General features: G+C 73.1%; 11 protein-coding genes and 2 pseudogenes. 10 read left to right on the top strand and 3 right to left on the bottom strand.

The features are described from left to right. Positions 1-485: pseudogene (locus KS423_RS22985) on the bottom strand (hypothetical protein); the annotation flags it as partial. A gap of 343 nt (positions 486-828) precedes the next feature. On the opposite strand from KS423_RS22985, the gene KS423_RS22980 reads away from it, so the two are divergent. Further along, positions 829-1,650 (top strand): purine-nucleoside phosphorylase, encoded by an 822-nt coding sequence (locus KS423_RS22980; protein WP_224281485.1) that lies wholly within the window; start codon positions 829-831, stop codon positions 1,648-1,650. A gap of 190 nt (positions 1,651-1,840) precedes the next feature. Further along, a complete protein-coding gene (locus tag KS423_RS22975) occupies positions 1,841-3,565 on the top strand; it encodes a phospho-sugar mutase (protein WP_224281484.1) in 1,725 nt (574 codons plus the stop codon). A 59-nt stretch (positions 3,566-3,624) separates the two neighbouring features. Here KS423_RS22975 and KS423_RS22970 read toward each other — a convergent pair whose 3' ends face one another. Next, positions 3,625-4,305: a PH domain-containing protein gene (locus KS423_RS22970; RefSeq protein ID WP_224281483.1), complete on the bottom strand. Its 681-nt coding sequence runs from the start codon at positions 4,303-4,305 to the stop codon at positions 3,625-3,627. A 106-nt stretch (positions 4,306-4,411) separates the two neighbouring features. Between KS423_RS22970 and deoC the strand changes: the two genes are divergently transcribed. From deoC to KS423_RS22945, 5 genes are all read left to right on the top strand, one after another. Then, positions 4,412-5,398 carry a deoxyribose-phosphate aldolase gene (deoC, locus tag KS423_RS22965; RefSeq protein WP_224281482.1) on the top strand — a complete coding sequence of 329 codons (987 nt, stop codon included), beginning with the start codon at positions 4,412-4,414 and terminating at the stop codon, positions 5,396-5,398. 5 nt (positions 5,399-5,403) lie between these two features. Beyond that, positions 5,404-6,900: an aldehyde dehydrogenase family protein gene (locus tag KS423_RS22960; RefSeq protein WP_224281481.1), complete on the top strand. Its 1,497-nt coding sequence runs from the start codon at positions 5,404-5,406 to the stop codon at positions 6,898-6,900. Beyond that, positions 6,893-7,795 carry an aldehyde dehydrogenase family protein gene (locus KS423_RS22955; protein ID WP_224281480.1) on the top strand — a complete coding sequence of 301 codons (903 nt, stop codon included), beginning with the start codon at positions 6,893-6,895 and terminating at the stop codon, positions 7,793-7,795. The genes KS423_RS22960 and KS423_RS22955 overlap by 8 nt, the downstream gene beginning before the upstream one ends. A gap of 223 nt (positions 7,796-8,018) precedes the next feature. After that, entirely contained in the window at positions 8,019-8,423 is a 405-nt protein-coding gene (locus KS423_RS22950) for a hypothetical protein (RefSeq protein ID WP_224281479.1), read from the top strand. A gap of 62 nt (positions 8,424-8,485) precedes the next feature. Continuing rightward, positions 8,486-9,109: an ATP-binding protein gene (locus KS423_RS22945; RefSeq protein ID WP_224281487.1), complete on the top strand. Its 624-nt coding sequence runs from the start codon at positions 8,486-8,488 to the stop codon at positions 9,107-9,109. A 205-nt stretch (positions 9,110-9,314) separates the two neighbouring features. Here KS423_RS22945 and KS423_RS22940 read toward each other — a convergent pair whose 3' ends face one another. Next, positions 9,315-10,187, bottom strand: coding sequence for a SigE family RNA polymerase sigma factor (locus KS423_RS22940; protein ID WP_374120010.1), 873 nt, complete (start codon positions 10,185-10,187; stop codon positions 9,315-9,317). Positions 10,188-10,567: 380 nt separating this feature from the next. Between KS423_RS22940 and KS423_RS22935 the strand changes: the two genes are divergently transcribed. The 3 genes and pseudogenes from KS423_RS22935 to KS423_RS22925 all read left to right on the top strand — a co-directional run. Further along, entirely contained in the window at positions 10,568-11,245 is a 678-nt protein-coding gene (locus tag KS423_RS22935; protein WP_030257458.1) for a response regulator transcription factor, read from the top strand. A 65-nt stretch (positions 11,246-11,310) separates the two neighbouring features. Then, positions 11,311-12,852: a HAMP domain-containing sensor histidine kinase gene (locus KS423_RS22930; RefSeq protein WP_224281478.1), complete on the top strand. Its 1,542-nt coding sequence runs from the start codon at positions 11,311-11,313 to the stop codon at positions 12,850-12,852. Then, a pseudogene (locus KS423_RS22925) lies at positions 12,849-13,053 on the top strand (hypothetical protein); the annotation flags it as partial. The gene KS423_RS22930 and the pseudogene KS423_RS22925, both read left to right, overlap by 4 nt.

Below are 13,053 nucleotides of genomic sequence, written 5' to 3'. Positions count from 1 at the left end.
AGTGCCTCGACCACGGCGGCGAAGACGGTGTCGCGCCGGTGCGCGACGTCCGCGCAGCCGTCCGCCCCGGCCCGGCGGTGCGCCCCGGCGATCACCAGCACACCGCCCGGCACGGCCCGGAACAGCTCCGCCCCGAGCGCCTCGGTGCGGGCGTCCGAGGCCGGGTGGGGCACCTGCACGGACCAGCTGGGCCGCGTCGAGCGGTCCAGGTAGATCCGGCCCCAGCCGCGCCCGTCCCCGGTGCCGTCGTCGGCGGCGATCTCGGCCACCCGGCGGCCGGTCACGGCCTCAGTGAACTCGGTGGTCCGGTATCCGACCCGGGCCAGCGTCCGCTCGGCCTCCCCGGTCCGGCCGTCCAGCGCGCCGAGCACGCCGTCGGCCACCGCCCGGCGCTGCGCCGGGTCCGGCGCGGTGTAGCGGCCGCTCGGGAGGAAGCCCGCGGTGAACGCGTCCACCCGGGCCGCCAGATCCACCGGCGCGGGCACGAGCGGCGGGTGTCGCCTGTCACTGCTCCCCATGGCGGTCGGCCCCGTCCTGTCGTCCGCCGGAGCCGTGAACCAGACCGGCTGACGACGGGTCGGCCCCCGACCGTCACCGTACCGCCGCCGGCACCCACCGGCCTTTCGGAGCCGGACGACGACGGCACGTACACAAAGGGACCGCCCGACGGGAACCGGCACGGCGTGGCATCCCGGTTGTGTGCGATCCGACGGCCCGCACACCCGGAAGGCGCCACCGAGCTGTGTTTTCGGGTCGGCCGGGTAACGATCCGGCATGCTGCGGCTGAATTTCTACGCGCGTAGCCGAAACCCGTCTATCCTCGGACCCGTGAACGCTTCTCCTCAGTCGGTCGTCTCCGCCGACCCCTACGCCGCCGCCCAGGCCGCCGCCGAGCGCCTGCGCGAGCTGACCGGTGCCGAGCGGCACGACGTCGCCCTGGTGATGGGCTCCGGCTGGGTGCCGGCCGCCGACGCCCTGGGCGAGACCGTGGCCGAGTTCCCGGTCACCGAGCTCCCGGGCTTCCCCGCCCCCGCCGTCGCCGGCCACGCCGGCAAGATCCGTTCGGTGAAGATCGGCGACAAGCGCGCCCTGATCTTCCTCGGCCGCAACCACTACTACGAGGGCCACGGCGTGGCCACCGTCGTCCACGGCGTGCGCACCGCCGCCGCGGCCGGCTGCGGCATCATCGTGCTGACCAACGGCTGCGGCGGCCTGCGTCAGGGCTGGACCCCGGGCCAGCCGGTCCTGATCAGCGACCACATCAACCTGACCGGGGACTCCCCGATCGTCGGCGCCAACTTCGTCGACCTCACCGACCTGTACTCCAAGCGCCTGCGCGCGCTCTGCCGCGAGGTCGACCCGTCCCTGGACGAGGCCGTCTACGTCCAGTTCCGCGGCCCGCACTACGAGACCCCGGCCGAGGTCAACATGGCCCGGGTGATCGGCGGCGAGCTCGTCGGCATGTCCACCACCCTGGAGGCCATCGCCGCCCGCGAGGCCGGCACCGAGGTGCTCGGCATCTCCCTGGTCACCAACCTGGCCGCCGGCATGACCGGCGAGCCGCTCAACCACGAAGAGGTGCTGGAGGCCGGCAAGGCCTCCGCCGAGCGCATGGGCGAGCTGCTGGCGAAGGTCCTTGAGCGGATCTGACGCCCGCGAGGCGCAGAATCATGACTGACGGGGCCCACGGGCGGTGTGATCCGCTGATCACACCTTCCCGTGGGCCCCGTCCGCATGCGCGACCCCCTACTCTGCGAAATCCTCCGGTCACAGCGGAACCCTCCCGACCCACAGCTCGACCTCCGGCCGACACACCGACGCACTTCCCGATGGAGCTGGCATGACGCAGGCACCCACCACCGACCTCCTCGCCCGGGCCCGGACCTGGCTGGCCGAGGACCCCGACCCGCAGACCCGCGAGGAGCTCTGCGCCCTGCTGGCCCGGGCCGAGGGCCCGGAGGCCGAGACCGACAGCAAGCTCGCCTGGGCGGAGCTCGCCGCCCGCTTCTCCGACCGGCTCCAGTTCGGCACCGCCGGCCTGCGCGGCGAACTCGGCGCCGGCCCGATGCGGATGAACCGCGCCGTGGTGATCCGGGCCGCCGCCGGCCTGGTCTCGTACGTCAAGCAGCAGGGCCTGGGCGACCTGGTCGTCATCGGCTACGACGCCCGCCACAAGTCGTACGACTTCGCCCGCGACACCGCCGCCGTGGTGGTCGGCGCCGGTCTGCGCGCCGCGCTGCTGCCGCGCCCGCTGCCGACCCCGGTGCTCGCCTTCGCCGTCCGCCACCTGGGCGCGGCCGCCGGTGTCACCGTCACCGCCAGCCACAACCCGCCGCAGGACAACGGCTACAAGGTCTACCTGGGCGACGGCTCGCAGATCGTCCCGCCGGCCGACGCCGGGATCGCCGCCGAGATCGACGCGATCGGCTCGCTGGACGAGGTCCCGCGCGCCGAGGAGGGCTGGGAGGTGCTCGGCGAGGAGGTCGTCGAGGCCTACCTGGCCCGGGCCGTCTCCATCGTGGACGAGCACGGCCCGCGCGACCTGGAGGTGGTCTACACCCCGATGCACGGCGTCGGCCGTGACACCCTGGTCGCCGCGTTCCGCCGGGCCGGCTTCCCCGCGCCCACCGTGGTCGCCGAACAGGCCGAGCCCGACCCGGACTTCCCGACCGTGGCCTTCCCCAACCCGGAGGAGCCGGGGGCGATGGACCTCGCCTTCCGCACCGCCGCCTCGGTCGGCCCGGACATCGTGATCGCGAACGACCCTGACGCCGACCGCTGCGCCGTGGCCGTCCCCGCCAACGGCAACGCGGCCGGCAGCGGCAGCGGCTCGGCCGGATGGCGGATGCTGCGCGGCGACGAGGTCGGTGCGCTGCTCGGCTCGGCCCTGGTCGCGAAGAAGGCCGAGGGCACCTTCGCCACCACCATCGTCTCCGCCACCCTGCTGGGCCGGATCGCCGAGGCGGCGGGCCTGGGCTACGCCGAGACGCTGACCGGCTTCAAGTGGATCTCCCGCGCCGAGGGCCTGCGCTACGGCTACGAGGAGGCGCTCGGCTACTGCGTCGACCCGCAGGGCGTCCGGGACAAGGACGGCATCACCGCGGCCCTGCTGGTCGCCGAGCTCGCCGCCACCCTCAAGAAGTCCGGCCGCACCCTGTCCGACCTGCTGGACGACCTGGCGCTGGAGCACGGCCTGCACGCCACCGACCAGCTCTCCGTCCGGGTCCAGGACCTCGCGCTGATCGCCGACGCCATGCGCCGCCTGCGCGAGCAGCCGCCGACCGTCCTGGCCGGCCTCCAGGTCACCCGCGCCGACGACCTGTCGGCCGGCTCCGCCGACCTGCCGCCCACCGACGGCCTGCGCTACTACCTGGCCGGCGAGGACGTCCGCTCCGCCCGCATCGTGGTCCGCCCCTCCGGCACCGAGCCCAAGCTCAAGTGCTACCTGGAGGTCGTCCTCCCGGTCGCCTCCGCCGCCGACCTCGCCCCCACCCGCGACCGCGCCGCCGCCCTCCTCGCCACCATCAAGCAGGACCTCGCCCGGGCCGCCGGCATCACCCCCTGACGCCCACGGACACGTGAAAGGGCCCGCCGGTCACCGACCGGCGGGCCCTTCGCTCGCACTCAGACCGCGATGACGGTGATCAGCGCGATCAGGCCGGCCAGGGTGGGGGCGATGACCCACCAGCACCAGCGGGCCTCGACCGGGCCGGCGGCGGTGGGGCGGCCCGCGTTGCGTTCGGCCATCTCCTGGAGGACGGCGGTGACCTGGTCGGACCAGGCGCGGGTGGGATCGGGCGAGCCTTCTACGACCGGGTTGGTGCGCTTGGTCTGCCCCATTCCCAGACCGATCCGGGAGGCGTGCCCGGCGACGCCGGTCCCCTGCGCCCGGGTGGCCCGCTTGCGCTGCCGCAGCGACACCGGCACCGCCCAGACCTGGTACTTCCTACCGTCCGCGAGCAGTTCGACCGAGTACCCGGCGCGCAGCGCGTCCACCGAGGCCCACGGCGCGACGATGGTCCGCCACGGGTTGCGCACCACCAGCCGGTCGCGGCCGGCCGTCACGGCCGGGCGCAGCGTGTACGCGATCACCGGGAAGGCGAACACCGGCACCGCCGCGAGCGCGACGTACGGGGTCTTCCCGGTCCCGCTCACCACCGCGTCGCCGATCAGCCAGGCCGCGACGACCAGCAGCAGCACTCCGGAGATCACACCGGGGACAGAGCGGTACACGCGGTCCGCGTACTCGGGATCCCCGTCGGGGGCGGCTGGGCCCTGGTGGGGCTTGCCGTCGGAATCGGTCATGGCATCGATTCTGCCCCATGCCCCTCGCCCTGAGGTCTCGGTCCGGCCACGAATGGTGGGCGCCCTGGCGGCCCACTACGCGCGTAGATATGCTGCTCTGGTGACTATGTCCACTGTTGCAGCCAATGCCCTCGGCGTTGCGGGCAGCGGCCTTCAGGACGTTGCGGCGTCCGAGGCCTCGCTCCGCCGTTTCCTGCACGGCCTGCCCGGCGTCGACCAGGTCGGCCTGGAGGCGCGTGCCGCCGCTCTCGGTACCCGCTCGATCAAGACCACGGCGAAGGCGTACGCCATCGACCTGGCGATCTCGATGATCGACCTGACCACGCTGGAGGGCGCGGACACGGTCGGCAAGGTGCGCGCGCTGTGCGCCAAGGGCAGGACCCCCGACCCGACCGACCCGACCACCCCCCGCGTCGCCGCCATCTGCGTCTATCCGGACATGGTCGCCACCGCGAAGGCCGCCCTGAAGGGCACCGACATCCAGGTCGCCTCGGTGGCCACCGCCTTCCCGGCCGGCCGCGCCGCCCTCCCGGTCAAGCTCGCCGACACCGCCGACGCGGTGGCCGCGGGCGCCGACGAGATCGACATGGTGATCGACCGCGGTGCCTTCCTCTCCGGCCGCTACCTCGACGTCTTCGACGAGATCGTCGCGGTCAAGGAGGCGTGCAAGCGCCCCGACGGCAGCGCCGCCCACCTCAAGGTGATCTTCGAGACCGGCGAGCTCCAGACCTACGACAACGTCCGCCGGGTCTCCTGGCTGGCGATGCTGGCCGGCGCCGACTTCATCAAGACCTCCACCGGCAAGGTCGCCGTCAACGCGACCCCGCCGGTCACCCTGCTGATGCTGGAAGCGGTCCGCGACTTCCGCGCCGCGACCGGCGTCCAGGTCGGCGTCAAGCCCGCCGGCGGCATCCGCACCACCAAGGACGCCATGAAGTACCTGGTGATGGTCAACGAGACCCTCGGCGACGACTGGCTGACCCCGCACTGGTTCCGCTTCGGCGCCTCCAGCCTGCTCAACGACCTGCTGATGCAGCGCCAGAAGCTGGCCACCGGCCGCTACTCCGGCCCCGACTACGTGACGGTGGACTGATCACCATGGCCAAGAAGAAGAACACCGAGGAGCCCGTGGCCAAGCCCGCCGGCGGCCTCTTCGCCTACGCCCCGGCCCCGGAGTCCCCGGCCGCCGCGGGCGACATCGCCACCTCCTACGGCCACTTCATCGGCGGCGAGTTCGTCGACTCCTCCGGCAACGAGGCCCTGAAGACGGTCAACCCGGCCACCGAGCAGGTGCTCGCCGAGTTCGCCCGGGGCACCGAGGAGGACGTGGACCGCGCGGTCGCCGCCGCCCGCAAGGCCTTCGCCGACTGGTCGGCGCTGCCCGGCAGCGAGCGCGCCAAGTACCTGTTCCGGATCGCCCGGATCATCCAGGAGCGCAGCCGCGAGCTGGCCGTGCTGGAGTCGATCGACAACGGCAAGCCGATCCGCGAGACCCGTGACGTCGACCTGCCGCTGGTCGCCGCGCACTTCTTCTACTACGCGGGCTGGGCGGACAAGCTGGACTACGCCGGCTTCGGCCCGAACCCGAAGCCGCTGGGCGTGGCCGGCCAGGTCATCCCGTGGAACTTCCCGCTGCTGATGCTGGCGTGGAAGATCGCGCCCGCCCTGGCGACCGGCAACACCGTCGTCCTGAAGCCGGCCGAGACCACCCCGCTGACCGCGCTGCGCTTCGCCGAGATCTGCCGCCAGGCCGGTCTGCCGAAGGGCGTCGTCAACATCGTCACCGGTGACGGCCGCACCGGCGCCGCGCTGACCGCGCACCCGGACGTCAACAAGGTCGCCTTCACCGGCTCCACCCCGGTCGGCCGGGCCATCGCCAAGCAGCTGGCCGGCACCCGGAAGAAGCTCTCGCTGGAGCTGGGCGGCAAGGCCGCGAACATCGTCTTCGACGACGCGCCGATCGACCAGGCGGTCGAGGGCATCGTCAACGGCATCTTCTTCAACCAGGGCCACGTCTGCTGCGCGGGCTCGCGCCTGCTGGTCCAGGAGTCGATCCAGGACGAGCTGCTGGACGCCCTGAAGCGCCGGATGGCCACCCTGCGGGTCGGCGACCCGCTGGACAAGAACACCGACATCGGCGCCATCAACTCGGCCGAGCAGCTGGCCCGGATCACCGCGCTGACCGAGGCCGGCGAGGCCGAGGGCGCGGAGCGCTGGTCGCCGGCGTGCGAACTCCCGGGCACCGGCTTCTGGTTCAAGCCGACCCTGTTCACCGGCGTGAGCCAGGCCCACCGGATCGCCCAGGAGGAGATCTTCGGCCCGGTCCTGTCGGTGCTGACCTTCCGCACCCCCGCCGAGGCGGTCGAGAAGGCCAACAACACCCCGTACGGTCTCTCCGCCGGCATCTGGACGGAGAAGGGCTCCCGCATCCTCTGGATGGCCGACAGGCTCAGGGCCGGCGTGGTCTGGGCCAACACGTTCAACAAGTTCGACCCGGCCTCGCCGTTCGGCGGCTACAAGGAGTCGGGCTACGGCCGCGAGGGCGGCCGCCACGGTCTGGAGCCCTACCTGAATGTCGAGGCCCGAGATGTCTGATGTCGCAACGCGTCTTGACGTCCTCAAGACCTACAAGCTGTACGTCGGCGGGAAGTTCCCGCGCTCCGAGAGCGGGCGGGTGTACGAAGTGACCGACTCGAAGGGCGAGTGGCTCGCCAACGCCCCGCTGGGCACCCGCAAGGACACCCGCGACGCCGTCGTGGCCGCCCGCAAGGCGGTCAAGGGCTGGGCCGGCACCACCGCGTACAACCGCGGCCAGGTGCTGTACCGGGTCGCCGAGATGCTCCAGGGCCGGCGCGAGCAGTTCGCCGCCGAGGTGGCCGTCTCCGAGGGCATCGGCCCGAAGAAGGCCGCCGCGCTGGTGGACGCCGCGATCGACCGCTGGGTCTGGTACGCGGGCTGGACCGACAAGGTCGCCCAGATCGCGGGCGGCGCCAACCCGGTCGCCGGGCCGTACTTCAACCTCTCCACCCCGGAGCCGACCGGCGTGGTCGGGATCGTCGCCCCGCAGGCCGGGTACGGGCACTCGCTGCTCGGCCTGGTCTCGGTGATCGCCCCGGCGATCGCCACCGGGAACACGGTCGTGGTCGCGGCCGCCGCGGACGCCCCGCTGCCCGCGCTGTCGCTGGGCGAGGTGCTGGCCACCTCGGACGTCCCGGGCGGCGTGGTCAACATCATCTCGGGCAACACCGCGGACATCGCCCCGACCCTGGCCTCGCACCAGGACGTCAACGCGCTGGACCTCACCGGGGCCATCGCCGCCGACGGCCCCGGCGCGGCGCAGGCGCTCGAAGCGGCCGCTGCGGATACCCTGAAGAGGGTGGTCCGTCCGGTGCTGGACCCGTTCGCCCAGGACTGGACCAATGCGCCCGGTACGAACCGGCTACTCTCGTTCCTGGAGACGAAGACGGTCTGGCACCCGAAGGGGATCTGACCTCCACCGCTCCGGGCAACAACTCCACAGACTGGCCGTCCCCAGCGCCCTCACCCCCCAGGGCCCGGACGGTCACCGGACGGACCCGCGCCTCTCCCCCCCCTGGCGCGGGTCCGTCGCCCTTCCGGCGACTTTCGTCGCCGGAAGGGCCGACTTTCGAAGGCTCCCGGCCCGTGTGCGTCCGGACCACAATCGCCGGTACGGAACCGGCCGAGGGGGCGCGATGGAAGAACTGGGCGAGCTGATGGCACTCGTCACGGACGGTGTGCTGCGCCGGTGGCAGGTGGCCCGGGCCCGCCGCCGGCTGACCGCCGGGAAGGCGGTGCGGCTGCCCTGCTCGGCGAGGTCCGACCGATCGGGCCGACGGCCCGGCTACGTCAACGGGAAGCTGGGGATCACCCCCGGAGCCGCCACCGCGTGCTTCCGCGCGCGCGGCGCCGAGCCGCTCGAACTGCCCGTCGGGGGCACCTTCCACGAGCCCGAGCCCGAGACCTGGCACGACCAGGACTGGGCCGCCACCGCGTACCGGCCGCCCGGCGCCGGGGAGCCGGTGTACCTCCAGGTGGACAGCCGCTGCCTGCCGATGGTCCGGGCCGCCCTCGCCGGCCCGCCGCCGCAGAAGGTCTGAACCGACCGGTTTCGGCAACCGGCCGGGATGCGTCAGACTGGTGTCCCGTGAGTGACTCCCCCATGAACCCCGCACCGACCGGGCATGCCCGGGTGATCCTGCTCTCCGGGCCCTCCGGGTCGGGGAAGTCCTCGCTGGCCGAGCGCAGCGGCCTGCCGGTGCTCCAGCTCGACGACTTCTACAAGGACGGGGACGACCCGACCCTGCCGCGGCTGCCGGACGGCGCCGTCGACTGGGACTCCCCGCTGGCCTGGCACCGCGACCAGGCCGTCGCCGCGATCCGCGCCCTGCACGAGCACGGCCGCGCGGACGTGCCGGTGTACTCGATCCCGGACAACGGCCGGGTCGGCACCCGCGGCCTGGAGCTGGGCGGGGCGGGCGCGTTCATAGCGGAGGGCATCTTCGCCGCCGAGATCACCACCGAGTGCGCCGACCAGGGTCTGCTCGGCGATGCCCTGTGCCTGCGCAACGGCGCACTCACCACGGCCTGGCGCCGACTGCGCCGGGACGTCCGGGAGGGCCGCAAGTCGCTGCCGGTGCTGCTGCGCCGGGGTCTGCGGCTGATGCGGGCCGAACGGTCCATCGTCGGACGGCAGGTCGCGCTCGGCTCGTACGCGTGCGCCGGCCCGGAGGCCGAGCAGCGGATCCGCGCCGCGGCCCGGACCACCGAGCTCTCCGCCGCCTGAGACCGCCGCCCGCAACCACCGCTGGACACCGCGGTCCGGACCGGTCGTCCGGCCCCCAGGACACGACGAAGGCCCGGTGCGTCTCCCCCGCACCGGGCCCTTCGCCTTCCCCGAACGGTCCTCGGCTCCCCCACGGGCATGCTCCCCCGAGCCGCTGCCCCCGGACCGTGACCGTCCGCTTCCCGTCCCCCGACGGGAGTCCTCGTCAGGCGACCAGCTCGCCGAACGCCCGGACGGTGTCACCCGACTTGTTCAGGTGCTCGTCCTCCCGCAGCCGGCGCAGGGCGCGCCAGATGCTGCTCTTGACCGTACCGACGCTGATCCCCAGCACGTCGGCGATCTCCGGGTCGGTCTTGCCCTCGTAGTACCGCAGCACCAGCATGGTGCGCTGGTTCTCCGGCAGCTTCGCCAGCGCCTGCCAGAGCACGGTGCGCAGCTCGGTGCCGCCCATCGCGTCGGTGTCGCCGGCCGTCTCCGGCAGCTCCTCGGTCGGGTACTCGTTGACCTTGCGGCGCCGCCAGGCGGAGATGTGCAGGTTGGTCATGGTGCGGCGGAGGTACCCGCCGACCGCGGCCTTGTCGGTGATCCGGCCCCAGGCCCGGTAGGTGCTGAAGAGCGCGCTCTGCAGCAGGTCCTCGGCCTCGTAGCGGTCACCGGTCAGGTGGTAGGCCGTGGCGTACAGGGAGGCGCGGCGCTCGCGCACGTACGCGGTGAACTCCGTGATGTGGTCCTCCGCGACGGCCGGGTGCTCCCCCTGCGCGCCTCCCTGCCCGGCCTCGGTGGTGCGGGCCGCGGCGGGCTTCAGCCGCAGCAGCGTCGCACCGGCGGCCTCGCGACCGGCCGGTTCCCCCGAACCGACCGTCCGCAGACCGTTCCCCCCGGTCCCCCGGTTGCCCTCCGGGGCGTCCTTGCCCTCGACGCGGACGGGGAGGATCCCCCGCAGCGTGAGGGTGTTGGCGGAGTCGGTCGAACTCCCCAGCCGACCGATCCCGTACAGCTCCCCCGTCCTGCCGCCGCCGCTCACCCGACGGGCGTCAGGGTTTCCACCGGTGCTGTGCGCGCACCCCCGCACGGTCACGGCACCGGAGTTCTCGTCGGTCCTGACCTCGTACCGGGTCCGGTGGGACGTGGCTGACGAACGCGCGGTGCGGACAGCCGGGTTGGTCCGGGTCTGAAGCATGGCGTTCATCGTGCGCCCCCTGGGTCGGTACGAGCGGTTCCGGTAGCCGCCCTTCAGCCGGCCTTGCGGCCCGCTGTCCTGCGGCGACATGGAAAATCCTGCCCGCCGGTTGTGATGGCGCTGTCCGCCGACTGTCACAGGGGTGTCACAGGAGCGGGCCGAATGTCCCGGTCCGCCTCCCTCCGTACCGGACGCCGGTGGCACCCGTTCCGGTTCCCGGGGGGACGGTGAGCGGTCCGGGGGGTGATTCGGCGCTGCGGGTGGGCCAAAATGGGGCCGTGCCTTTCCTCCTACTGATCGAGGACGACGACGCCATCCGGACCGGCCTCGAACTCGCCCTCACCCGCCAGGGCCACCGTGTGGCCACCGCCGCCTCCGGCGAGGACGGTCTGAGGCTCTTCAAGGAGCAGCGGCCCGACCTGATCGTGCTGGACGTGATGCTGCCCGGGATCGACGGCTTCGAGGTGTGCCGCCGGATCCGCCGCACCGACCAACTGCCGATCATCCTGCTGACCGCGCGCTCGGACGACATCGACGTGGTGGTGGGCCTGGAGTCCGGCGCTGACGACTACGTGGTGAAGCCGGTGCAGCCACGCGTGCTGGACGCCAGGATCCGGGCGGTGCTGCGGCGCGGAGAGCGGGAGAGCTCGGACTCCTCGGCCTACGGCAGCGTGGTGATCGACCGCGCGGCGATGACCGTCACCAAGGACGGACAGGACCTCCAGCTGACCCCCACCGAGCTGCGGCTGCTGCTGGAACTCAGCCGGCGCCCCGGCCAGGCGCTCTCCCGCCAGCAACTGCTGCGGCTGGTCTGGGAGCACGACTACCTCGGTGACTCCCGTCTGGTGGACGCGTGCGTGCAGCGGCTGCGGGCCAAGGTCGAGGACGTGCCGTCCGCGCCGACGCTGATCCGCACCGTCCGCGGGGTGGGCTACCGGCTGGACCCACCGGCCTGAATCCACACCCCTCGGCCGCCGGCCCCTCCCCCGACCTCTGAACTCCCGTACCACGACAGGCTCTTGTGACTGACCATCAGACGACTGCCCGGCGGTTCTCGACGGGCCGGTGGCGTCGGCTGCGCTCCCTGCGGGTGCGGCTGATCGCGGTGTTCGCGGCCGTCGCGCTGCTCGCCGCCGTCTCGGCCTCCGGCATCGCGTACTGGCTGAACCGCGACGCGGTGCTCAAGCGCGCCCAGGACACCGCGCTGAACGACTTCCGGGTCTCGCTCACCCGCAACGTCTCCGAGCTGCCGCTGAACGCGAGTTGCCCGGAACTGGCCACGCTGGCGTCCACCGTGGCCAGCTCCGGTCTGACGTACGACGTGGTGGTGGTCGACCCGGCGCACCCGGAGTGCGCGGCCTCCTCCGACCCGGCGCACTTCACGCTGGCCGACGTCCCCACCGCGCTGCAGTCCACCGTCGCCAAGCCGCGCGAGGTCAGCGAGAGCAACCCGTACCCGTACCACCTGTACTGGCAGCGGCAGAACCTGGAGGGGCGGCCGTTCGTGATCGGCGGCACCAAGGTGGTGCCGAACGGCCCGACGGCGTACATGTTCAAGTCGCTGGAGAACGAGCGGGCCGACCTCAACACGCTGGGCTGGTCGCTGGCCATCGCCACGCTGCTCGCGCTGATCGGCTCGGCGCTGCTCGCCCAGGCCGCCTCGGCGACCGTGCTGCGGCCGGTCAAGCGGCTCGGGGACGCCGCCCGGCGGCTCGGCGAGGGACGCCTGGACACCCGGCTGGAGGTCGAGGGCTCGGACGAACTCGCCGACCTGGCACGGACCTTCAACCGGGCCGCGGAGTCGCTGCACGAGCAGGTCGAGGAGCTGAGTGCGCGCGAGGCGCAGAGCCGGCGGTTCGTCGCCGACATGTCGCACGAGCTGCGCACCCCGCTGACCGCGATGACCGCCGTGACCGACATCCTGGAGGACGAGGCCGAATCGCTGGACCCGATGATCGAGCCGGCCGTCCGGCTCGTGGTCAGCGAGACCCGGCGGCTGTCCGACCTGGTGGAGAACCTGATGGAGGTGACCCGCTTCGACGCCGGCACCGCCAAGCTGGTCGCCGACGAGGTGGACGTCGCCGACCTGATCATGTCCTGCATCGACGGGCGGGCCTGGTACGACGCGGTCGAGGTGGACGCCCCGCGCGGCATCCTGGCCGTGGTCGACCCGCGCCGGCTGGACGTGGTCTTCGCCAACCTGATCGGCAACGCGCTGAAGCACGGCGGCTCACCGGTGCGGGTGAAGGTCCGGCAGGACGGGGAGTCGGTCGTGGTCGAGGTCTCCGACAGCGGCCCGGGCATCCCGGAGGACGTGCTGCCGCACGTCTTCGACCGCTTCTACAAGGCGGACCGGGGGCGTGCGCGCTCGGAGGGCAGCGGCCTCGGCCTGTCGATCGCCATGGCCAACGCACAGATACACGGGGGGACGATCACGGCGGCGAACGGGGAGGTCGGCGCGGTGTTCACCCTGACCCTGCCGCTGGCCCCGCCGCCTCCGCCGTCCGCGGGCGAGGCCGAGGGCGGCCCCGTCGGCGACGCCGAGGACAAGGACGCCACGTGACCGCCCGCACCAACACCACTGCCACCCGCACTGCCCTGCGCCGAGGCGCCGGCATGCTGCTGCTGCTCGCACTGGCCTCCGGCTGCGGCATCCGGCCGACCGCCGTACCGGTCGACGCCGGCGCGCCCGCCAGCCGGACGGCCTGCCCGACCACCCCGCACATACCGGCGGCCCTGGTCACCCCTCCGGGCCCGACCGCGA

The organism is Streptomyces sp. LS1784 (genome assembly GCF_020103755.1).
Lineage (GTDB): Bacteria > Actinomycetota > Actinomycetes > Streptomycetales > Streptomycetaceae > Kitasatospora.
This window is presented reverse-complemented; position numbering and strand designations above follow the sequence as displayed.

Coding starts and splice junctions, on each gene's coding strand:
- KS423_RS22975 (WP_224281484.1), top strand. CDS start 1,841: ATGACGCAGGCACCCACCACCGACCTCCTCGCCCGGGCCCGGACCTGG.
- KS423_RS22970 (WP_224281483.1), bottom strand. CDS start 4,305: ATGACCGATTCCGACGGCAAGCCCCACCAGGGCCCAGCCGCCCCCGAC.
- deoC (WP_224281482.1), top strand. CDS start 4,412: ATGTCCACTGTTGCAGCCAATGCCCTCGGCGTTGCGGGCAGCGGCCTT.
- KS423_RS22960 (WP_224281481.1), top strand. CDS start 5,404: ATGGCCAAGAAGAAGAACACCGAGGAGCCCGTGGCCAAGCCCGCCGGC.
- KS423_RS22955 (WP_224281480.1), top strand. CDS start 6,893: ATGTCTGATGTCGCAACGCGTCTTGACGTCCTCAAGACCTACAAGCTG.
- KS423_RS22950 (WP_224281479.1), top strand. CDS start 8,019: ATGGAAGAACTGGGCGAGCTGATGGCACTCGTCACGGACGGTGTGCTG.
- KS423_RS22945 (WP_224281487.1), top strand. CDS start 8,486: ATGAACCCCGCACCGACCGGGCATGCCCGGGTGATCCTGCTCTCCGGG.